The sequence below is a fragment of the Nitratireductor sp. B36 genome (assembly GCF_020833685.1).
Classification (GTDB): domain Bacteria; phylum Pseudomonadota; class Alphaproteobacteria; order Rhizobiales; family Rhizobiaceae; genus Nitratireductor.
Genome location: NZ_JACKZY010000002.1, coordinates 159925 through 180798 on the forward strand (window position 1 = coordinate 159925; position 20874 = coordinate 180798).

Genomic DNA, 20874 nt, shown 5'->3' on the forward strand with positions numbered 1-20874 from the left:
TTTGAACCGCAGCATCGATCCGAAAGCATTTTTCACAACGCTGTTCGAGGCTGCCGTCTCTGCCGCCGACCCGTCCAAGACCATCCGAACGTTCCTCCCGCCAAAGCCGAAGGGCCGCACCATCGTTGTCGGTGCAGGCAAAGGGGCGGCGCAAATGGCGGCAGCGCTCGAGGATGCCTGGGACGGCCCGCTTGAGGGGACTGTCGTCACCCGCTACGGATACGGTGCGCCAACCCGCGTCATAGAAGTGCTGGAGGCAGCGCATCCGGTGCCGGATGAGGCAGGCCTTGCCGGCGCGAAACGTCTCATGGAAACAGTTGCCGGTCTCGGGCCGGATGACTTGGTGATCGCGCTGGTGTGTGGTGGTGGCTCGGCTTTGCTTCCTGCACCTGCAGGCTCCCTGACGCTCGCCGATGAGATAGCCGTCAACGAGGCGTTGCTTGCCTCCGGTGCGCCCATCTCGGCCATGAACACTGTCCGCAAGCATATTTCCACCATCAAGGGAGGCCGGTTGGCGGCTGCCGCACATCCTGCCCGTGTCGTGTCGCTCGTGGTCTCCGACATACCGGGGGACGACCCGGCTCTTGTGTCTTCCGGGCCCACCGTTCCCGATTCTGCAGGCCGCGCCGATGCGCTGGCCATTGTGGAAGCCTTCGGCATGGATCTGCCCGAGGCCGTCATGCAGCATCTTGCTTCGCCGCAGGCCGATGCTCCATCTCCCGATGATGAGGGATTTGCGCAGAATGAGGTCCACGTTATTGCCTCGGCCGCCCGTTCGCTCGAAGCGGCGGCTCGCGAAGCCGAGAAGCAGGGCGTGCCGGCCGTGATCCTGTCTGATGCGATAGAAGGCGAGGCGCGAGAAGCGGGTGGGTTTCACGCGGCAATCGCGCGTGAGATCGCCGCGAAGGGCCGGCCTTTCCAGAAGCCGGTCATGCTGTTGTCCGGGGGGGAGACCACGGTGACGCTTTCTGGCAAGGGAGGCCGTGGCGGTCGCAACACCGAGTTTCTGCTGGCCCTTGCGCTTGGCATCGAGGGTGTCGCGGGCGTTTCCGCTTTCGCCGCCGACACTGACGGCATAGACGGTTCCGAAGACAATGCGGGTGCTTTTGCCGATCACCACACGGTCGTGCGGTTGCGTCAGGCAGGGCACGATCCGAAGGCACTTCTGGCCAAACATGACGCCTGGGGCGCGTTCGACACGCTCGATGATCTGTTCGTGCCGGGTCCTACCGGCACGAATGTCAATGATTTGCGTGTGGTTCTGGTACGCTAATCCCGGCCACTCGACCGGATTGGCCGAAATATTCTACACACGGTTCCGAGGGCGCTCCTCCGGCTGATAGACGGACAGGACATGTCCATCCGGGTCGGCAAACTCTGCCGACCAGCCGCCCGGCGCGTGACTGACAGGCGTGACGATGGTTGCGCCCTTTTTCGCCAGCCCCGAAACCACATCGTCGATGCCGCCTTCGGAAAGATCGAACACCACGATGGGCGTGTTGCCGGGCCGGGATTCCATCTGAAAGAAGATGAGTTCGATATTGTTCTCGATGCTGGCGAGCAGCCAGTCGCCCGATTCTTCGTCTCCTGCCATCCGCTGAACATCGAGCCCGATCACATCGCGATAGAACGCCTCCGTGCGGTCGATGTCGTTGACGTAGTAGCAGATATTGCCGATGCGGATGTTGGAAAGCATGTGGGTCTCCTGATGTTACACTGCTGGTTCTGCTTCCCTATTGCCGCAGAAATCCGTTTCGTGAGCTTTGGAAGAAGAAAAACTGACCGTGAAGAGATGTCCGTCCGGGTCATGGCTTGCCAGGAACGCCCCGTCGCGACGGGTCAAAGGAAGGAGGCTCTGCCGGATGGCGCCGAAAGCGAGCGTGCCTGACAAATGCTCCTTGCCCGGTTGATCACCGTCATCTGCCGCGTTGCGGCAGCGCGCGCGCAGCCCGGCAATGCGCTGTCGCAGACTTTCATCCGAGATACGCAGCAAATGGCGAATTTCCTTACGCGTGTGCCCTCCCAGAGCAAGAAGAGCGACAATTCTTTGGCTCTTCGGCAGGCTTGCGAGGAATTCGGCTGGGAGAAACGGCACGGCGCCGTTCCCGGAAACGTCCGTGGTGCGCTCGCGTTTCATGCGGCGATAGGCAGAGCGCCGCCTTGTCGCTGCCACATTGCGCATCACACCCTGCAGCCAGGCGCCACTGGCCACTTCCGGTCGCTTGGATGCTGTCAGCGCCACGATGAGCGTTTCATGGAGCAGGTCTTCCGCTTCCATGAGCTGTGAAGCGTGGCGACGCGCTGTCTTCAGCAGGTGATTGTAGGTGGCGGTGGTGAGGTCGAGCCGGGCATGCGCGTCCATTGTTTCTGTCCTGCTTTCCACCTGCGGCTCCCATCGGTTCTTGAGCAGATCAACGCTAGAGGTCGTGACGCGCTCTGCAAGAGAGGGTCGTGTGGGGGGCGTGACGGGTCAGCCGGCGATATCGATCACGCCGCTTTCGCCGCTTTCCGTGCCAAAGGCGAGGCGCCGTCCCTCATCGTCCCAGGCCATGGCCGTGATCGCACCCTTGCCCTGTCGGCGCAGCAGCACCTCTTTCTGGTCTGCAAAGCGTCCGGCCAGGATCATGCCGTCGGTATAGCCTATCGCGACGATTTCCTCCGTGGGATGGCAGCAAACCTGCGTCACCATTGTGTCGCCGCGTGTGCCGAGCTCCAGCGGTGCCTTGCCCATCGGGCCGTCCTTGGCCTGGAATGGCCAGATGATGGCGGCTGGGGCGCCAGACGTAGCCAACCATTTGCCCTTCGCACTCCAGGAAAAACTCTTCACCTTGGCTGGATAGCCGGCCATGCGCATGTGCTTTCCGTCGGCGAGTTTCCAGCCATGCAGGGCATTTTCCTGCATGGTGGTGACAAGGAACTTTCCATCGGGGGAAAAGGTGATGCCGGTGTGGGGCCCGGCCCATTCCAGCTCCGTCGGCTTGCCCTCGGTTGCGGGAAAATGCAGCGTTGCGCCATTGTATCGAGCGATGGCGAGACGCATGCCCTTCGGCGCGAAGGCAATGCCTTCCACCGAGCGCGGGTGCTGAAACTCGCGCTGTTTTCCATCGGCAAAGCGCACATGGGCTGAGCGCCCGACCGCGAAACCGACTGCGCCCTGCGGACCAGCCGCTACGCTGGTCACCCATTTGCGCCCGATCTCGGCCAGCGTTTCCATCGCCCCGTCGGATGAAAGCCGCGCCACGCGCCCGTCTTCGCCTCCCGTGATGAGGCAGGCGCTGTCCTGACCGATGCAGGCGGCCAAAAGCCCGTCATGAAGCTCAGTCCATTTGTGGCCATTGTCGAGGCGATGCACCACGCCATCGGCCAGGGCGAAATGCGGTATGTTGTTCAGCCACGCGGCAGCAATGCATTGGCTGTCGAGATCGAGCGGTGCGACTGTTGGCATACATCAGGCCTGACAGGCTTCGAAGGTGCGTTGCAGGCGCTCGGTATCGAGATCCCGTCCGATGAAGACGAGACGTGTCTCGCGTTTCTCGTCGTCGCGCCAGGGACGCTGGTGGTCTCCTTCGACGATCATGTGGACGCCTTGCACGACGAAACGGTCGGGATCGTCCGCAAACGCGATGATGCCCTTGAGGCGCAGAATGTTCGGTCCGTCGATCTGCGTGGTCTTTTCCAGCCATGGAAGAAACTTCTTTGGATCCATCTCTCCCGCACGCAGCGAGAGCGATTTCACGCCTGCATCATGAATGGGCGACGCTTCGCCGTGATGGTGATGATGCCCGTGATCATGATCGTGGTGGTGATGATCGTGATCGCAGTCGGGGCCGCAGACATGATCGGGGTGATCCTGATCGAGGAAGTGCGGGTCATTGTCGAGCACACGCTTCAGGTCGAAGGCGCCCCGATCGAGCACTTCGGACAAGGAAACGCTCGCACGTTCGGAGCGGTGGATGCGCGCCATCGGATTGATCGCGCGGATCGTCGCCTCCAAGGCGGCGAGTTCTTCAGGTGTGACAAGATCGGTCTTGTTCACGATCACGACATCGGCGAAGGCGATCTGGTCTTCCGCCTCATTGGAATCCTTCAGGCGCAGGGGCAGGTGTTTGGCGTCGACCAGTGCCACAACGGCGTCAAGCCTGGTCTTGGCTCGCACATCGTCATCCATGAAAAAGGTCTGCGCCACCGGTGCCGGATCTGCCAGCCCCGTGGTCTCCACGACGATGGCATCAAAGCGCCCGGCACGTCTGGTCAGGCCCTCCACGACCCGCACCAGATCGCCGCGCACCGTGCAGCACACGCAGCCATTGTTCATTTCGTAGATTTCCTCGTCGGATTCCACGATCAGGTCGTTGTCGATGCCGATCTCGCCAAACTCGTTGACGATCACTGCATAGCGTTTGCCGTGATCTTCGGTAAGGATCCGGTTCAGAAGGGTCGTTTTGCCTGAACCGAGATAGCCGGTCAGTACCGTTACGGGGATTTGCTTCGCTTCGGCTTCGCCGGGTGTCTCAGTCTGCACGTCGGACATGATTTCTCGCAAAACTAGAATGGTGTTTCGACTATATAAGATGGAGGCGCATCGATTGCACGGTCAGCGCTCGAAATGACCGATATCGAACCGATGCACATCCTCGAGCAGTTCAAGGAAGCCGGCAACGCTGTGGGCGATGATACGGCGCCCGGCCTCAGCACTCGCTGCAGACGCGTCCCCAGTAACGCCTTCTGGGGCGAGGTCGCGCATCATCCATCCAAAGGCGTGCGGTCCATAGGCCCGCAGATGCTTGAACCGGCTTTGGAATTCTTCCTGGGCGGATTTGAAATCCGCGGCCTTTTGCATGTCCACAAGGTCTGGACGCAGGGCAAGCATGACCGAGGTTTCGATAAAGCCTCCGTGAATGCCCAGAGCTCGCTCCTTATCAGAAACCAGGCCCTGCGGGTAGCCGAACCGAGTCCAGCTTGTGGCGGCAGCCAACATGCCGAATCGCACGCGAAGCTCTGTCGTCACAATGGTGAGCAGCGGCGAGTTCCCTCCATGGGCGTTCAATATGACCAGTTTTCGCACACCGGCTTTGAATTGCCGGGCACCGATGTCGATCCACCGGTTCGCAGCATCCTCGAATGGAATGCTTCGGGTTGAGCTGGAATCGGAGTGCTCGACCGAATAGCCAATCTTCTCGACGGGAAGAAAAACGACATCCAGATGCTCGGGGATTTCTTTTTTGACTTCTTCTACAATGCCTTGCGCGATGATCCAGTCGGTATCCGGGGACAGATGCGGGCCATGTTGCTCTGTCGCTCCAATTGGCAAGACCGCAATTTTCTCTGCGATAGCGTGGGTGTTATCTTGTGTATTCACAGCGTCCCCCGCGATGTATCAAGAAACTTGTCCGGCAAAACTCTTATCCAAAAGTAGTGGATAATTATTTGTCTAAACAAGAGCAATCTATGGTTGCAATGGGAATCGTTAGAGCTATTTTGTGTACGGGGCGTTCTATCTCATCGTTAAGGATGTCTAAAGGGGAGTTTGTATGGCCAAAGCTGCAAAAGGCGCGACAATTGGCTTATTACAGTCGGCCGCCCGGCTTTCACGTACCGCTCTGGCCGAACGGCTTTTAGAGCACGGGCTATATGCGGGGCAAGACAAGCTGATGCTGGCACTGTCGGTGGAGAATGGGCAAACGCCCAGTCAACTCGCCAATCTTCTGGGGGTCCGTCCGCCAACAATCACGAAAACCATCAACCGCCTGACGAATCAGGGGTTTCTCGAAAAGCGATTATCTCAGGAAGATGGGCGCCGAGCCTATGTCTTCCTGACCCGGGAAGGTGAAGAGGCTATTCGCTCCATCGAGAAGTCGGTGCGCAAGACAGAAAAAATCGCGCTCAAAGGATTCGATAAGAAGGATCGTCAGACCCTAACGGATCTTCTTTCCAAGATCGAAGCCAACCTCAATGGTACCGGTTTTGAGGGGGTCGATGACGATGAAAATGTCGACGTTGATGCCTAGCCCCTGAGTTTCCTCTCCATATTCCCACAAAACTGACCGATTTTTCCGGAACAGGACGTTGCGGGCACGCATCCTGATTGACCTTTCAGTCATCCGTGGCGTAATCAGGTCTTTAAACAGTTTAGGCAGGGTGCATTCGCGAGGCCGATCTCCAGATAAATGGAGGGAGTGATCGCGGATCGGCCATGTCTGGCATCGACGGCCATCCGCATGTGGGGGAAATCAGGCTGGCGCAGAAGATCAAGCTTTCTACCATCGCCGAGGCGCTTGGCGTCTCCACGGCCACTGTTTCTCTGGCGTTGCGTGACAGCCCGTTGGTTGCGGATGCCACGCGCCAGCGGATCAAGGAACATGCGCGCGAGATCGGTTATATCTACAATCGGCGCGCCGCCAGCCTGAGAACGTCGCGTTCGGGCATTATCGGGGTCGTGGTGCATGACATCATGAACCCGTTCTTTGCCGAAATCCTGCGCTCCATCGAAACCGAGCTTGATCGATCCCGGCAAACCTTTCTTTTGTCTAATCATTACGATCAGTTGGAAAAGCAGCGCACCTTCATCGATACGCTCCTTCAACTGGGCGCCGATGGTGTGATCATGTCGCCGGCTATCGGTACGCCGCCACAGGATATCCGCCTTGTGGAGGAAAATGGTTTGCCGACAGTGCTTATTGCGCGATCTGTCGAAGGCGCGCGCGTGCCGGTGTTTCGCGGTGACGATGCCTATGGAACCGGTCTTGCGACCAACCATCTGATTTCGCTCGGTCACACACGCATCGCTATGATCGGCGGCACGGACCAGACTTCGACCGGACGTGACCGGTATCAAGGCTATGTGGACGCGATGGGCAAGGCCGGGCTTGAGATCAAACCGCAATGGCGTTTTCCGGGGCCGCGCACAAAGCAGGCCGGTTTTGAGATTGCCGGTGCTTTTCTAGCGCTCAAGGACAAGCCGACAGCTGCGGTGTGCTGGAACGATCTTGTCGCAATCGGCCTGATGAACGGTATAGCCCGTGCAGGTCTGGTGCCGGGAGTCGATATTTCCGTCACGGGTTATGACGATCTCGAAGAGGCGGCGATCGCCACACCGGCGTTGACGACCGTATGGAATGGTCAGCGCGATGTGGGTCGGCGGGCAGCGCGCGTTCTGCTCGACAGGCTCAACGGGGCCGAGGTGAACCCGGCGCAGGAGCTAATCAAGCCGGAGTTGCATGTGCGTCAGTCAACCGGCAAACCTGTCGAGCGCTGATCTCATTGGTGAGATGTTCGCCGGCTTACCCGATCAGGAGAATGGAATTGGCAGAGACAAGCAAAATCGCAATCCTGGTGCCTGGGAAACTGCATCCACACGCGGCAAAACGTATCGATTCACGGTTCGAGCTCCTGACGATCGAGAAGGCCGATCCGTCGCTCGTGACGGGGGAGGTCGCGGCAAGGGTGCGCGGGATGGCTGCAATGACCGTTGTGGATGCGGCCTTCATTGATGCATTGCCCAATCTCGAGATCATCGCCAATTTCGGCGTTGGCTACGATGCTGTCGACGCCGCGCATGCCGGTCGGCACAACATCATGGTCACCAACACGCCCGACGTTCTCACCGAGGAGGTAGCCGATACCGCGGTGGGGCTTCTGCTCAATACCGTTCGCGAGTTCCCCCGGGCGGAGGCGTGGCTGCGTGAGGGGCGTTGGGCGCGGGAGGGGGGCTACCCGTTGTCTCGCGGTTCATTGCGCGGACGGACCGTTGGCATTTTCGGCATGGGACGTATCGGTCGTGCCATTGCCCACCGCCTTTCTGCCTTCGGTTTGCCGATCGCCTATCACAACCGCAGGCGACTGAATGACGTATCCTATGCCTATCATGAAACGCTTGTCGGGCTGGCTGCAGCGGTCGATACATTGATCTGCGTTGCTCCGGGAGGTGCGGAAACGCACAAGGCGGTCAACGCCGACGTCTTGAAGGCGTTGGGCGAGAACGGCGTGTTCGTGAACATTGGACGCGGCAGCACGGTCGATGAAGCTGCCCTGATCACTGCCCTGAAAGAGGGCACCATCTTCGCCGCGGGACTGGATGTATTCGAGAATGAACCTCAAGTGCCGGAGGCTTTAGTCGCTTTGGAGAATGCGTCCCTCCTTCCGCATGTGGGCTCGGCTTCGGTCGTGACCCGCGAGGCGATGGCGGATCTGGTGGTCGACAATCTCATTTCCTGGTTCACGCAGAATTGCGCAATAACGCCAGTGCCTGAAACCAGCCATGTGAAGCGAGAAGGTATTTCCTCATCAGTGGAATGACGCCTTAAAGTTGTATTTTTAGCAAACGATTAACCAGAACATTGGAAGCTCTCGGAAAGACATTCCGTTGGCGATGGAGCTCCCGATTTATGAAACTAATTGCGTCAGGCGCTCTGGTGTTCGCTCTTGTGGGAGCGTTCGGCTATTTTTCTGATGTGCGGGTGGCAGAGATGGCTGCAGCTCCGGGTGAGGAGATGACCGCGTCTCAGAAAGAAGCCGTTTCGGAGTACACCCTGACAGGGGTGGGGCTGAATGACATCTGCCGCGTCCGCCACGCGCCGGGACCGGAGAAGACGCAACTTGATCTTGATGGAAGCTGTGCCCGCTTGATGCCAAGCCTTGTGGAGGCGCGTATCTGGGAGGAGCGCGAAGACGGGACGGTCGCTTTTGTCTCAGCGACCGGAGAGGCTCTGGTGGAATTCTATCCCGGCGACGGCGCAGCCTATGAATCACTGCGGCCCGGTTCGCCGCTGCTCAGCATGTACCCCGGAAACTGACTACTCTGCGGCGATGTGTGCGTTGCTGCGCTTGGCCGCGTGCTGGCGAACCGCGTTGCCGAAGGCTTCGAAAATGCGGGCCGAGGCGCTGTCCTTGTGAGCCCAGTATTCGGGATGCCACTGGACGCCGACGGCAAAGCCCGCCGCATCCTTGACCGAAACGGCCTCCACCGTTCCATCATCCGCCACAGCTTCGATCTCAAGACGCGGAGCGGGCGTGTCCACGCCCTGCCTGTGAACTGAGTTCACGCGGACCTCTGACGTATCGAAGATGCGAGCGAGGCATCCATCCGGCGCCACCTTCACCGTCTGTCGAATGGCGAAACGCGTGTCCTGGTCTGCCTCCTGCGGGCCCCGATGGTCGAACGCGCCTTCGCGTTCGTGGATTTCCGTCGCCAACGTGCCTCCCAGCGCGACGTTCAATTCCTGGATACCGCGGCAGATGGCCAGAAGCGGCACACCGCGTTCAACAGCCTTGCGGATCAAAGGAAGCGTGGTGGCATCGCGTGCGTGGTCGTAGGGGCCGTTCTCTTCGCTGGCTTCGCCGCCGTAGAGCGCCGGATAGACGTTTGACTTCGACCCCGTCAGCAATACGCCGTCGACAGTGTCCAGCAGGCTGTCCAGGTCGAGCTTTTCGCCGAGCGAGGGGAGCAGAACCGGCAGAACGCCGGCGGCGGCGATTGCTGCCTCAAGATATGCTTGTGGCGTGGCATGCCAAATATATTTCTCGAAATCCTTTGCATCGGTCGAGACGGCGATCAGTGGCGTGCGCATTCGAAAATCCATTGGTTTGCAGTCGCTCTTCAGACAGCGAATGTAGAGATTTCTCGCGCCTTTCCAATGGGCAGTCCGAGGATTTCGTTGGGCCTTCGACATTGGTCGCAGACAGGGTCCATTTGCTGGACTTGGGGCGCCATGCATGCATTGATACCAGTGGTTTTCGGCGCCTGACAAAAAGTAAACAGCAGCGGGCGGCGAGGCCGGCATACAGCCGGGTGCCAGCGGCACTGCGGCGGACGGTTCCAGAATGGGAGGAGTACATATGGACCGCAGAACCTTCTTCAAGAAGGCAGGTATTGCAGGGACGGGCGTTGCCGCCGCGTCGGCACTTTCTGCACCTGCCATTGCCCAGTCGATGCCAAAAATCACGTGGCGTTGCACGTCTTCGTTTCCGAAGGCGCTCGACACGATCTATGGCGCGGCCGAAACGATGGCCGAGTTCGTGAAAGGTGCAACGGACGGCAATTTCGAGATCCAGGTCTTTGCTGCCGGCGAGATCGTGCCGGGGCTTCAGGCCGCGGACGCGGCAGCCGCCGGCACTGTCGAGATGGCGCACACAGCGTCCTACTACTATTGGGGCAAGGACCCGACCTATGCGTTGGGCACGGCTATTCCGTTCGGCCTCAACTACCGCCAGCAGAATGCGTGGTTCTATTATGGCGGCGGCAATGATCTCATGAACGAGTTCTACCACACCGAGGGGCTCCACACATTGCCCTGCGGCAACACAGGTGCCCAGATGGGAGGCTGGTTCCGCAAGGAGATCAACACCGTTGAGGATCTCAAGGGCCTCAAGATGCGCATCGGCGGCATGGGCGGCAAAATCATCGAGAAGCTCGGTGTGGTGCCCCAGCAGATTGCCGGCGGCGATATCTACCCCGCGCTTGAAAAAGGCACCATCGACGCAACCGAGTGGGTCGGGCCCTATGACGATCAGAAGCTCGGCTTCAACAAGGTCGCACAGTATTATTACTACCCTGGATGGTGGGAAGGTGGGCCGGTCCTCAATGCCATGTTCAACAAGGCAAAGTGGGATGAACTGCCCGCGGCCTATCAATCGGTGCTCGACGCGGCATGCCGCGCGGCCAATGCCGACATGATGGCGAGTTACGACTACAAAAACCCGTCGGCTCTGCGGCAGCTGGTGGCGGATGGGGCACAGCTGCGTCCCTTCAGTCAGGAGATCCTTGAAGCGTGCTATAACGCCGCCATGGAGACCTATGAGGAGATCAACGCCTCAAACCCCACCTTCAAGAAGATCTACGACAATCAGCAGGCCTTCAAGAAGGATGCATATCTCTGGGCTCAGTTGTCCGAATATACGTTCGACACTTTCATGATGATTCAGCAGCGGGCAGGCAAACTCTGACCTGTTCTGATGTTGCAGGAAAACCCCGGGGTAGGTGCCCCGGGGTTTTTTATTGGGTGAATGCGTCAGTTGAAACTTGGAGGCTGACTGAGATCTGGCAGTGCCGGCTGTTCAGGCGAGCGTTCCTCTTCAGCGTCCTTTGGTGATGTGCCAAGTGGCGGGAGCCCGCCGAGCCCCGGTAGCTGCAAGCCGTTGTCTTGTTGGTCGTCCCTGTCATCCTGCGGGGACGGTGGGGAGCCGAAGGGTGAGCCACCCAATGCGCCCGGCAGTCCAAATCCCGGTCCCCCGGAACCATTGTTCCCGAAAGAGGGAATGTTGATTTCCACCTCGTTCGGGTCGACCGTGCTCTCCTGCTTGTAGTGCGTGACAAGACCGGGAAACGAAATCACCAGAATGATCATCAGAAACTGGATTATGATGAACGGTATGGCGCCCTTGTAGATTTCCGTTGTTCTGACGGCGGGCAGGATGCGTCCGGAAACCTCGTCTTTCCATTCCTTCATCGGTGCGATGGATCTCAGGTAGAAGAGCGAAAAGCCGAAAGGCGGCGTCAGGAACGACGTCTGCAAATTAATGCCGAGAATGACCCCGAACCAGATCAGGTCGATGCCAAGCGTTTCGGCAGCCGGCACCAGAAGCGGGACCATAATGAAGGCGATCTCGAAGAAGTCGAGAAAGCAGCCCAGAATGAACACGATGACGGTCACGGTCAGAAGAAAACCGATCTCCCCGCCAGGCAGTGCCAGAAGCAGTTCCTCGATCCACACATTGCCGTTGATACCGTAGAAGGTCAGGCCGAACACCCGAGCGCCGATCAGGATAAACATCACGAAGGCTGCAAGTTTCGTGGTGGCGTCGAGTGCCTGTTTGAGGACAGAGAAGGATAGTCTGCGCTTGACCAGAGCCAGAACGAGCGCGCCGGTAGCACCCATTGCACCGCCTTCCGTCGGTGTCGCAATGCCGAGAAAGATGGTTCCCAGCACGAGGAAGATCAGCGCCAGCGGCGGTATCAGGACGATCACCACCTGTTCGGCGAGCCGGGACAGAATGTTCAGTTTGAGGTAGCGGTTGGCCAGGCTGAAGGCGAGCGCGAAGAGCGTGGCAGCCGTTGCTGCCCAGACCAGCCTCACCTCGCTGCGCATGTCGGCGAACAGCGTGTGATAGGTGGCGAAATAGATTGCAACTGATGCAGCAAGAAGGACGACCAGCGAGGTGACGCCGCCACCGAGCGTGCGGGTTTCAGGGGGCAAAGCCGGTGCCCAGTGAGGCTTGACGATGGTGACGGCGAAGACCAGAAGGCAGTAGGCGCCGATGATGGCGAGCGCCGGCAAAAGCGCGCCCACATACATATCCCCCACGGAGCGCCCAAGCTGATCGGCCATGACGATCAGAACGAGCGAAGGAGGCACGATCTGCGCCAGCGTGCCGGATGCGGCGATGGTGCCGGTCGCAAAGCCGCGATTGTAGTTGTAGCGCATCATGATCGGCAGTGAGATGAGGCCCATGGCGATGACCGATGCTGCGACCACACCCGTTGTCGCGGCAAGCAGGGCCCCCACCAGCACGGCCGCATAGGCAAGCCCGCCACGCACCGGGCCAAAGAGCTGACCGATCGTGTCCAACAGATCCTCTGCCATCCGGGAGCGCTCCAGGATCAGCCCCATGAAGGTGAAAAATGGAATGGCGAGCAGGGTGTCGTTGTACATGATCCCGTAGATGCGCTCGGGATGTGACTGGAGCAGGGGCCAGAAAAGACGGATCTCGCTTGAGATGTGCGAGAGTTCAACGCCGAAAACGAAAAAGAGAAGGCCGCCGGCGGCAAGCGTGAACGCTACGGGGTAGCCGATCAGCAGCATCGCCATCACGGTCACGAACATGATGGGCGCGAGATTATGCGCGATCAGGTCAATCATCGCGCTTCTCCTCCATCTCAATGGCTGCTTCAGCGGCCGGATGAATATCGTGTTGAGGGTTGGGCTCGTCGATCAATCCCCGCAGAACCGCGTATCGTTTGACGATCTCCGAGATGGCCTGGGCCGTGAGAAGCACGAAGCCGGCAAGCACCATGAATTTGGCGGGCCAGATGATCAGACCGCTTGCATTGGCTGAAATCTCGCCGGAGATGAAGGAGCGCTTGAACCAGGGCCAACTCAGCCAGACGATCAGAGAGACGAAGGGTAGCAAAAAGAATACGTGGCAGAAGAGATCGATCCAATCTCGGGTTCGCTTGGAGAACAGGCTCGAAACGATATCGATGCGAATGTGTTCATTGCGCTGCAACGTATAGGCTGACGCCAGCATGAACACGGTGCCGTAGAGGTACCACTGCAGTTCAAGCAGGCTATTGGAAGCCCTTGGTATCGGCAGATAGGCAGGCAGGCCGTCGCCGAGAAACCGAATGATGGCGTTATAGGCCGATACAAGAACGGCGACCAGGATTAGCCATGAGACCTGTTTGCCGATGAATTGGTTGACAGCGTCGATCAGGCGCGAAAGGCCAAGAAGCCCCGCCATGCTTTCCTCCCAGCAATGTGTTCCCCCCGGATCGTTTTTGTGATTCTCGGGTTTTATGCTTTGTCTTGCATCTGCAGCCTGCCTTCAAGTGAGCCAAAAGTCGACATTGAAGACGCAGCCAAGGCAATCCAGGGCAGGTTCGAAGCTTGCAACGGGAAAACACGGCCAGATCGAACAGATTGCAAATCGTCTCCCCCCGCAGATAGCGGTCTGGACAGTTGTGCTTGTGCGTGTATTGATAAGTTTCCGCTGCGCCGGGGAGGTTGTTACCGGCGCTGTAGTAAAGTCGAAGAGGCCGTTCTGCGGCCCTTTTTTTCGCTTGATGTTCTTTTGGGAGGTATTCATGGATCGTCGTTCTTTCCTCGGGAAAGCGGGGCTGGCCGCTGCTGGGGCGGGTGCAGCCGCATTAGCGACGCCTGCCATCGCGCAGGGCAACCAGACCTGGCGCATGGTCACCACTTGGCCGAAGAATTTTCCTGGCCTGGGTGTTGGCGCACAGCGGCTTGCGGATCGCATCACGGCCGCTTCCGACGGTCGGCTGACCGTGCAGGTCTATTCTGCAGGCGAACTCGTTCCGCCGCTGCAGTCGCTGGATGCCGTTATCGATGGTTCGGCCGAGATGAGCCACGGTGCGGCGTATTACTGGCAGAACAAGAGCCCGGCCCTGTCATTCTTCACGGGTGTGCCCTACGGCATGACCTCGCGTGAAATGGCGGCGTGGGTCCGCTATATGGGCGGTCAGGAGATCTGGGACGAGATTTATGACCAGTTCGGCGTTCAGGGCTTCCTGTCCGGCGATACGGGCACCCAGGCCGGTGGCTGGTTCCGCGAGGAACTGACGGGCCTCGACTCCGTCAAAGGTCTGCGCTTCCGTACGCCCGGCCTCGGCGGTCGGGTATGGGAGAAGCTTGGCGCGACGGTGACCAACATGGCTGCCGGCGAAATCTTCCAGGCACTGCAGTCGGGCACGCTTGATGCGGCTGAGTTCGTCGGCCCCTACAATGATCTGGCGCTCGGCTTCTATCAGGTTGCCAAGAACTATTATTTCCCGAGCTTTGTGGAGCCGGGTCTGGCAACCGAACTGGTGGTCAACAAGGCGAAATATCAGGAACTGCCCTCCGACTTGCAGGCGATCGTCAAGGATGTCTGCCAGGCGGAATATGACCAGGTGGCTTCGGATTTCTATGCCAATGACCCGCGGGCGCTGAAAACGCTCGTCGATGAGCATGGCGTCAATGTTCGCCAGTTCCCCGACGATATTATCGAGGCAGGTGCGAAGGCCGCGACCGAAATCCTCGGTGAACTGCGCGATTCCGGAGACGCCCTGACGAAAAAGACGACCGAGAGCTTCATCGAGTCGCTCAACATTCTGCGCACCCGTACAGAAGGCACAGACGGTGCCTTTGTCGAGGCACGCAAGAAATACTTCTCGATCTGATCCGGATTGCGATCTACGAAAAAGCCCGGCTTGTGCCGGGCTTTTTTGTTGCCTGTCGTTTGTGATCCTAGCTGTAGATCGCTCTCGGCAACCAGGTGGCGATCTCCGGGAACATGAACATGATGGCGATAGCCAGGAGCTGAAGCAGCACGAAGGGCAGAACCCCCTTGTAGATCATCGATGTCTTCACTGAATCCGGGGCAACCCCGCGCAGATAGAACAGTGCGAAGCCGAAAGGCGGGGTGAGGAAGCTCGTCTGCAGGTTTACGCCGACAAGAACGCCAAGCCAGACCGGATCCACATCAAGAGCCAGCAGGATCGGTGCGGTGATCGGGATCACGATGAAGATGATCTCGAACGTGTCGAGAATGAAGCCCAGAAGGAACATGATGAACATCACAACAGCGACCGCCGCCAGCGTGCCGCCGGGCAGGTTGGCGAGGAATTCGTGCACCAGGTTGTCGCCACCCATCAGGCGGAAAACGATAGAAAACACTGAAGCGCCGAACAGGATGATGAACACCATGCAGGTGATGGAGGCTGTGGCGATTGCCGTTTCCCTCAGCACGGCAAAGGAGAGCCGCCAGCGTAAGGCCGCAAGCACCATCGCGCCGACGGCGCCAACGGAGGCGGCTTCCGTCGGCGTTGCAATGCCACCGAGAATGGAGCCGAGAACGGCCATGATCAAAAGAAGCGGCGGCAAAAGTGCGACAGAGACCTCTCCCAAAAGCTCCTTTTTCTCTTCCGCGGGAACTGGCGTGGCTGGACAGGAGGCTGGATCGAAGATCGCCTTCAGGATTGTCCAACCGAGATAAAGGCCCACCAGCAGCACACCCGGCAGAAGGGCGCCTGCGAAGAGGTCGCCTACCGATACAGGAACCGGGGCGAAGTTGCCCTTGGCCATCTGCACCTGTGCGTTGATGCCCGAAAGCATGTCTCCCATGAAGATGAGAACGGTCGAGGGCGGGATGATCTGCCCGAGTGTGCCAGAGGCGCAAATGACGCCGGTTGCAAGCCGGGGATCGTAGTTCGCGCGCAGCATTGCCGGGAGCGAGATCAGGCCCATGGTGACGACTGTGGCGCCCACCACGCCGGTGGATGCGGCCAGAAGCGCCCCCACGATGATGACTGACATGCCAAGTCCGCCACGCAGATTGCCGAACAGCTTGCCCATGGTCAAAAGCAGTTGCTCGGCGATCTTGGAGCGCTCCAGCATCACGCCCATGAAGATGAAAAGCGGGACCGCCACCAGCACTTCATTGGTCATGTAGCCGATATAGCGGTTTGCCAGGCTGCCGAAGTTCGAGGGGTCGAATACGCCGAACCACATACCGACGAGACCGAACATGAGCGATACGCCCGCCAGTGTGAAGGCTACGGGAAAGCCCAGAAGAAGAAAGCCGATAATGCCAAAGAACATGAGCCCCGAAAGGAGCTCGCCAATCAGAACCGGATCCATCAGACGTTTGCCTCCGGCTGCTCTTCGTCATTGGTTTCGTATCTCAGGTGCTGCGGAAGCAGGTCTTCCCTGTCGCTCAGGACCAAGACCGAACGCAAGGCCATCGCAATGCCCTGCAGCGCAAGCAGAACGGCAAAGCCAAGTATGAAGGCCTTGAGAATGAACAGGCCCGGCATGCCGCCTACATTGGCGGATGCTTCTCCCAATCGCCAAGCACGGCTGACAAAGCCCCAACCGTAGTAGAAGACGATCCAGGAGAAGGGGAGAAGAAAGAGGATCACACCGATCAGATCCACGGTCGCCTTACGCCGCGTGCTGGCCGGCCGGTAGAAAATATCGACCCGCACATGATCATTTCTGAGGAGTGCGAAGCCGGCCACGGCTGTGAACATCGCTCCGTTCAGCCAGATATAAAGATCCTGCATCCACACAAAGCTGGTTGAGAACACGTAGCGTTGCACCACAACGGTGAAGCAAACCAGAACGATGGCCAAGGACAGCCATGAAAAGACATTGCCGACAAGGGCGTTCAGACCGCTGATTGCGCGGACCAGGAAAGCGATCGCGCGCACGGTCAGTTGCCTCCGCCGTTGGCGCGCACGGTGTGCAGCGCTTGATGGTATGCCATGTGGCCCTCTTGCGTTTCCCCGATGCGGGCGGAAGTTGTTTCCTGTCCTACCCTTCAACCTGACAACCAGGCAGCGCCTGATTAGCAGCTTTGTTTCAGGTGAAAAAGTAACCGGGTGGGAAAACTCGCCATTTTGCCTGTCGAAACGCAGTGCCGACCCTAAATAATCAGGTGAATAGGCTCTGTCGCTTGCTGTGCTTGGGTGGGAGGCAGGTATACTCAGGTCAGATTCGTGCGTTGTGTATGCGGTTCAGCTAATAAAATGTCCGGGGAAATACCGGTTCCTGTGTCGGCGTTGCTCATTGTTGCAGAGCTCGCAAATTCGTTTGACGGGATGCCGGGCGGATAGAAAACTACCCTTGCGGAAACGTTTCCAACCGTGATCCGCAGAGGAGGAATTGTTATATGACGCTTCACGACGTCACGCTCGATGACAAGTTCGATTTAACGAAGGAGCGCATCTTCGTATCCGGCGCGCAGGCCATCGTGCGGATGCTTTTGATGCAGCGTGAGCGTGATCGACGTGCAGGGTTGAATACGGCCGGCTTCGTGTCCGGCTATCGGGGATCGCCCATTGGCGGTCTCGATCAGCAGCTCTGGAAGGCGAAAAAGCAGCTCGAAGCGTCGAATGTGATTTTTCAGCCCGGGCTGAACGAGGAGTTGGCGGCCACCGCCTGTTGGGGGTCCCAGCAGACCGAGCTTCTTGGCGAAGGCAAATATGACGGTGTCTTCAGCGTCTGGTATGGCAAAGGGCCCGGCGTCGACCGTTCCGGTGATGTTTTTCGCCATGCCAACCACGCCGGCTCCTCAAAGCATGGTGGTGTGCTGGCGCTGATGGGCGATGACCACACAGCCGAATCCTCGACGGTTGCCAACGCCAGCGAGTTTGCTTTCGTCGATGCGATGATCCCGATCCTGAACCCCGCCGGCGTTCAGGAGCTGATAGACTATGGTCTCTATGGCTATGCGCTGTCGCGTTTTGCAGGGACCTGGACGGCCATCAAATGCGTCAAGGACAACATTGAATCGACAGCCGCCGTGGATGTGTCGCTTGAGCGGCTGAACATCGTCACACCCGAATTCGAGATGCCGCCCGGCGGTCTGAACATCCGCAACGAGATCAATATGCTGGGGCAGGAGGCACGGCTCTACGATTTCAAGCGCGCTGCGGCCGCCGCCTTCGTCCAGGCAAACAATCTCAACCGCATCATCTATTCGGGCGGGGCCAAGGCAAAGATCGGCATTGTCACGCTCGGCAAGAGCTACCTCGACACGCGTCAGGCCCTGGATGATCTCGGGATCGATGAAGCACGTGCCCAGCAACTTGGCATCCGTCTGTTCAAAGTGGCATGCCCCTGGCCTTTCGATGTTGAGCATATGCGGGAATTCGCGCGCGGGCTCGACATGGTGATCGTGGTCGAGGAAAAGCGTTCGCTCATTGAAGTGCAGTTGCGGGAAAATCTCTACGGCACAGCCAATCAGCCGGAAATCATTGGTAAGGTGGATGAAGGAGGCAGTCGGCTTTTTGCGCCCACGGCAGCGCTTGATCCCAATGAAATTGCCATCGCGATTGGCGAGCGCATCCTGCGCGTTATCGGACCGTCGGAGGAAATCTCCGCTCACGTGTCACGACTGCGCCAGTTTCAGGCGATGCTCGCGGATACGCAGGACGTGTCAGGCCGCACGCCCTATTTCTGCTCCGGCTGCCCGCACAACACCTCCACCAATGTCCCCGAGGGCTCGATTGCCGGTGGCGGGATTGGCTGTCATTTCATGGCCACCTGGATGGATCGTTCCAATATAGGCTTCACCGCGATGGGCGGTGAGGGCGCCCAGTTCATCGGCCAGGCACCGTTCTCGAAACGTGAGCATTTTTTCCAGAATCTCGGCGACGGCACCTACAACCACTCCGGCTCCATGGCGATCCGGTTTGCAATCGCTTCGGGCGCAAACATCACCTACAAGATCCTCTACAATGATGCCGTTGCCATGACGGGTGGCCAACCGCATGAGGGTGGGCTCACCGTCGACATGATCGCGGATCAGGTGCGTGCGGAAGGTGTGCAACGCATCGCCGTGGTCAGCGATGAGCCTGAGAAATATGCTGGGGCCGTGAGCTTTCCCCAGGGCACCACGATCAATCACCGCGACGATCTCGATCAGGTGCAGCGCGATCTGCGCGAAGTGAAGGGCGTTTCCGTTCTGCTCTACGATCAGACCTGCGCTGCCGAGAAACGTCGCCGCCGCAAGCGTGGCACTTTCCCTGATCCGGACAAGCGCGTCTTCATCAACGAACTCGTGTGCGAAGGCTGTGGTGATTGCGGGGTCAAGTCGAACTGCGTTTCGGTGCAGCCGCAGGAAACCGAGTTCGGCCGCAAACGCCGGATCGATCAATCGAGCTGCAACAAGGATTTCTCCTGTGTAAACGGATTTTGCCCATCTTTCGTGACGGTGCACGGGGCCAAGCTGAAAAAGGCAAAAGCCGCAACCGGCGCCAGTGATCCGCTGGAAGGCGTTCCAGAGCCGCAACTTTACGGCCTCGCGCGCGGCTGGTCGGCGGTGGTGGACGGGATAGGCGGCACCGGTGTTGTCACCATTGGTGCGATCGTCGGCATGGCCGCACATCTGGAAGGCAAGGGTGCGGGTATCATCGACATGGCGGGGCTGGCGCAGAAGGGTGGTGCGGTTTTCACTCATCTTCGCGTCGCCGAAACACCGGAAGATATCCACGCGATCCGCGTCTCCGCCGGGGAGGCAGATCTCGTTCTTGGTTGTGATCTGGTGGTTTCCGGCGCTAAGAAGGTTCTCGCAGCGGCCCGTCAGGGGCACACGCTTTTCATGGCCAATACGGCAGAAGTTATGCCGGGAGATTTTGCCCGCTCAGCCGATTTCTCGCTCCCGACCGAGCGTCTGAAAAAGGCAATCCGCGCCGCGGTCGGCGAAGATAAGGCGCATTTCTTTGATGCCACGCGCACGGCCAGCGTTCTCTTTGGCAATTCGGTGGGCGCCAATATGCTCATGCTTGGCATGGCCTACCAACTTGGAGGTCTGCCAATCTCTGCCGAAGCCATCGAGAAAGCGATAGAGCTCAATGGTCAGGCGGTGAGCATGAATGTATCCGCATTCCGTTGGGGACGGCGTGCGGCACATGATCCCGAGTTTGTGAATCAACTGGTCGCGAAATCATCCAATGGCGATGTCCGACAACCTGTTTCCCGGTCGCTTGATGAGATTATTGATCGGCGCGCAGCCTTTTTGGCCGGGTATCAGAACCAGGCATATGCCGAGCGCTATCGCAGCCGTATTGCCCGTTTGCGTGCCGCAGAGGAAAAAGCTGTGCCGGGTTCCACCGCCGTGACGGAGGCAGCGGCGCGGAACCTGTTCAAGCTCATGGCCATCAAGGATGAGTACGAAGTGGCGCGCCTCTACACCGATGGGAGCTTCAAACGCCAACTTGCGGCGGAATTTGAAAGCTATGATCGTCTCGAATTTCATCTTGCTCCGCCGATCCTCGGTCGTCGCGATGCTGCCGGCCATCCCAAAAAGTCGAATTTTGGGCCTTGGATGATGACTGCCTTCCGCCTGCTTGCGCGCATGCGCGGCCTGCGGGGCACGGCTTTCGACCTTTTCGGCCGCACCGAAGAACGCCGGATGGAACGACGCCTGCTCACCGAATATGAAGGAGATCTCGATCGCATCGAGGCGCTGCTTTCTCCGGAACGGGCGGATGCCGCGGTGGCACTGGCATCGGTGCCGGCTCTCATTCGCGGGTACGGGCACATCAAGGAGGCCAACGCAGCGAAAGCGGCGCAGGAGCGTGCGAGATTGATCCAGCGCCTGGAAGGTGGTGAAAAGGAAGATCCGTTTCTAAAGGCAGCAGAATAGCCGGCTTTC

Annotated in this window: 18 protein-coding genes; 8 read left to right on the forward strand and 10 right to left on the reverse strand. The window is 59.0% G+C overall.

Going from position 1 to position 20874, the window contains the following annotated elements:
- Window position 1: 1 nt before the first annotated feature.
- Window positions 2–1273 (forward strand): glycerate kinase, encoded by a 1272-nt coding sequence (locus H7H48_RS07340; RefSeq protein ID WP_229448349.1) that lies wholly within the window; start codon window positions 2–4, stop codon window positions 1271–1273.
- 33 nt (window positions 1274–1306) lie between these two features.
- On the opposite strand, the gene H7H48_RS07345 is transcribed toward H7H48_RS07340, so the two are convergent.
- The 5 genes from H7H48_RS07345 to H7H48_RS07365 form a co-directional block, all read right to left on the reverse strand.
- On the reverse strand, window positions 1307–1696 hold the full coding sequence (locus tag H7H48_RS07345) for a VOC family protein (protein ID WP_229448350.1): 390 nt from the start codon (window positions 1694–1696) through the stop codon (window positions 1307–1309).
- Window positions 1697–1711: 15 nt separating this feature from the next.
- A complete protein-coding gene (locus H7H48_RS07350; RefSeq protein WP_229448351.1) occupies window positions 1712–2362 on the reverse strand; it encodes an RNA polymerase sigma factor in 651 nt (216 codons plus the stop codon).
- 108 nt (window positions 2363–2470) lie between these two features.
- Window positions 2471–3445: a WD40 repeat domain-containing protein gene (locus H7H48_RS07355; protein WP_229448353.1), complete on the reverse strand. Its 975-nt coding sequence runs from the start codon at window positions 3443–3445 to the stop codon at window positions 2471–2473.
- A 3-nt stretch (window positions 3446–3448) separates the two neighbouring features.
- The gene (locus H7H48_RS07360) at window positions 3449–4531 is read right to left on the reverse strand and encodes a GTP-binding protein (RefSeq protein ID WP_229448354.1); all 1083 of its coding nucleotides are present in this window, start codon (window positions 4529–4531) and stop codon (window positions 3449–3451) included.
- Between the two features lie 63 nt (window positions 4532–4594).
- Window positions 4595–5359: a creatininase family protein gene (locus tag H7H48_RS07365; protein ID WP_229448355.1), complete on the reverse strand. Its 765-nt coding sequence runs from the start codon at window positions 5357–5359 to the stop codon at window positions 4595–4597.
- A 172-nt stretch (window positions 5360–5531) separates the two neighbouring features.
- Here H7H48_RS07365 and H7H48_RS07370 point away from each other — a divergent pair, with 172 nt between their 5' ends.
- The 4 genes from H7H48_RS07370 to H7H48_RS07385 all read left to right on the forward strand — a co-directional run bounded on the left by H7H48_RS07370 (window position 5532) and on the right by H7H48_RS07385 (window position 8792).
- Window positions 5532–6008 carry a MarR family winged helix-turn-helix transcriptional regulator gene (locus H7H48_RS07370; RefSeq protein ID WP_229448356.1) on the forward strand — a complete coding sequence of 159 codons (477 nt, stop codon included), beginning with the start codon at window positions 5532–5534 and terminating at the stop codon, window positions 6006–6008.
- A gap of 227 nt (window positions 6009–6235) precedes the next feature.
- Entirely contained in the window at window positions 6236–7255 is a 1020-nt protein-coding gene (locus H7H48_RS07375) for a LacI family DNA-binding transcriptional regulator (RefSeq protein ID WP_025030476.1), read from the forward strand.
- Between the two features lie 41 nt (window positions 7256–7296).
- Window positions 7297–8295, forward strand: coding sequence for a 2-hydroxyacid dehydrogenase (locus H7H48_RS07380; RefSeq protein ID WP_229448357.1), 999 nt, complete (start codon window positions 7297–7299; stop codon window positions 8293–8295).
- An 89-nt stretch (window positions 8296–8384) separates the two neighbouring features.
- A complete protein-coding gene (locus H7H48_RS07385; protein WP_229448358.1) occupies window positions 8385–8792 on the forward strand; it encodes a hypothetical protein in 408 nt (135 codons plus the stop codon).
- Here the strand turns inward: H7H48_RS07385 and H7H48_RS07390 are convergent, their stop codons facing one another.
- The gene (locus H7H48_RS07390; RefSeq protein ID WP_229448359.1) at window positions 8793–9566 is read right to left on the reverse strand and encodes a gamma-glutamyl-gamma-aminobutyrate hydrolase family protein; all 774 of its coding nucleotides are present in this window, start codon (window positions 9564–9566) and stop codon (window positions 8793–8795) included.
- 268 nt (window positions 9567–9834) lie between these two features.
- Here H7H48_RS07390 and H7H48_RS07395 point away from each other — a divergent pair, with 268 nt between their 5' ends.
- Window positions 9835–10941, forward strand: a complete 1107-nt coding sequence (locus H7H48_RS07395) for a TRAP transporter substrate-binding protein (protein WP_229448360.1) — start codon at window positions 9835–9837, stop codon at window positions 10939–10941.
- Window positions 10942–11006: 65 nt separating this feature from the next.
- On the opposite strand, the gene H7H48_RS07400 is transcribed toward H7H48_RS07395, so the two are convergent.
- Both H7H48_RS07400 and H7H48_RS07405 read right to left on the reverse strand, forming a co-directional pair.
- Window positions 11007–12854 carry a TRAP transporter large permease subunit gene (locus H7H48_RS07400; RefSeq protein WP_229448362.1) on the reverse strand — a complete coding sequence of 616 codons (1848 nt, stop codon included), beginning with the start codon at window positions 12852–12854 and terminating at the stop codon, window positions 11007–11009.
- Window positions 12847–13455, reverse strand: a complete 609-nt coding sequence (locus tag H7H48_RS07405; RefSeq protein WP_229448364.1) for a TRAP transporter small permease subunit — start codon at window positions 13453–13455, stop codon at window positions 12847–12849. The genes H7H48_RS07400 and H7H48_RS07405 overlap by 8 nt, the downstream gene beginning before the upstream one ends.
- Window positions 13456–13798: 343 nt before the next feature.
- Between H7H48_RS07405 and H7H48_RS07410 the strand changes: the two genes are divergently transcribed.
- Window positions 13799–14893, forward strand: coding sequence for a TRAP transporter substrate-binding protein (locus tag H7H48_RS07410; protein WP_229448366.1), 1095 nt, complete (start codon window positions 13799–13801; stop codon window positions 14891–14893).
- A 67-nt stretch (window positions 14894–14960) separates the two neighbouring features.
- Here the strand turns inward: H7H48_RS07410 and H7H48_RS07415 are convergent, their stop codons facing one another.
- Both H7H48_RS07415 and H7H48_RS07420 read right to left on the reverse strand, forming a co-directional pair.
- Window positions 14961–16352, reverse strand: a complete 1392-nt coding sequence (locus H7H48_RS07415; protein ID WP_229448368.1) for a TRAP transporter large permease subunit — start codon at window positions 16350–16352, stop codon at window positions 14961–14963.
- Window positions 16352–16924: a TRAP transporter small permease subunit gene (locus tag H7H48_RS07420; RefSeq protein WP_229448369.1), complete on the reverse strand. Its 573-nt coding sequence runs from the start codon at window positions 16922–16924 to the stop codon at window positions 16352–16354. Before H7H48_RS07420 ends, H7H48_RS07415 begins: the two co-directional genes overlap by 1 nt.
- Before the next feature lie 461 nt (window positions 16925–17385).
- Between H7H48_RS07420 and H7H48_RS07425 the strand changes: the two genes are divergently transcribed.
- Window positions 17386–20865 (forward strand): indolepyruvate ferredoxin oxidoreductase family protein, encoded by a 3480-nt coding sequence (locus H7H48_RS07425; protein WP_229448370.1) that lies wholly within the window; start codon window positions 17386–17388, stop codon window positions 20863–20865.
- Window positions 20866–20874: the final 9 nt, after the last annotated feature.

Bases quoted from the DNA above. Each gene is read 5' to 3' on its own strand.
- H7H48_RS07355 (WP_229448353.1), bottom strand. From the start codon at position 3,445: ATGCCAACAGTCGCACCGCTCGATCTCGACAGCCAATGCATTGCTGCC.
- H7H48_RS07380 (WP_229448357.1), top strand. From the start codon at position 7,297: ATGGAATTGGCAGAGACAAGCAAAATCGCAATCCTGGTGCCTGGGAAA.
- H7H48_RS07425 (WP_229448370.1), top strand. From the start codon at position 17,386: ATGACGCTTCACGACGTCACGCTCGATGACAAGTTCGATTTAACGAAG.
- H7H48_RS07370 (WP_229448356.1), top strand. From the start codon at position 5,532: ATGGCCAAAGCTGCAAAAGGCGCGACAATTGGCTTATTACAGTCGGCC.
- H7H48_RS07410 (WP_229448366.1), top strand. From the start codon at position 13,799: ATGGATCGTCGTTCTTTCCTCGGGAAAGCGGGGCTGGCCGCTGCTGGG.
- H7H48_RS07400 (WP_229448362.1), bottom strand. From the start codon at position 12,854: ATGATTGACCTGATCGCGCATAATCTCGCGCCCATCATGTTCGTGACC.
- H7H48_RS07345 (WP_229448350.1), bottom strand. From the start codon at position 1,696: ATGCTTTCCAACATCCGCATCGGCAATATCTGCTACTACGTCAACGAC.
- H7H48_RS07415 (WP_229448368.1), bottom strand. From the start codon at position 16,352: ATGGATCCGGTTCTGATTGGCGAGCTCCTTTCGGGGCTCATGTTCTTT.
- H7H48_RS07360 (WP_229448354.1), bottom strand. From the start codon at position 4,531: ATGTCCGACGTGCAGACTGAGACACCCGGCGAAGCCGAAGCGAAGCAA.
- H7H48_RS07350 (WP_229448351.1), bottom strand. From the start codon at position 2,362: ATGGACGCGCATGCCCGGCTCGACCTCACCACCGCCACCTACAATCAC.
- H7H48_RS07405 (WP_229448364.1), bottom strand. From the start codon at position 13,455: ATGGCGGGGCTTCTTGGCCTTTCGCGCCTGATCGACGCTGTCAACCAA.
- H7H48_RS07390 (WP_229448359.1), bottom strand. From the start codon at position 9,566: ATGCGCACGCCACTGATCGCCGTCTCGACCGATGCAAAGGATTTCGAG.
- H7H48_RS07395 (WP_229448360.1), top strand. From the start codon at position 9,835: ATGGACCGCAGAACCTTCTTCAAGAAGGCAGGTATTGCAGGGACGGGC.
- H7H48_RS07385 (WP_229448358.1), top strand. From the start codon at position 8,385: ATGAAACTAATTGCGTCAGGCGCTCTGGTGTTCGCTCTTGTGGGAGCG.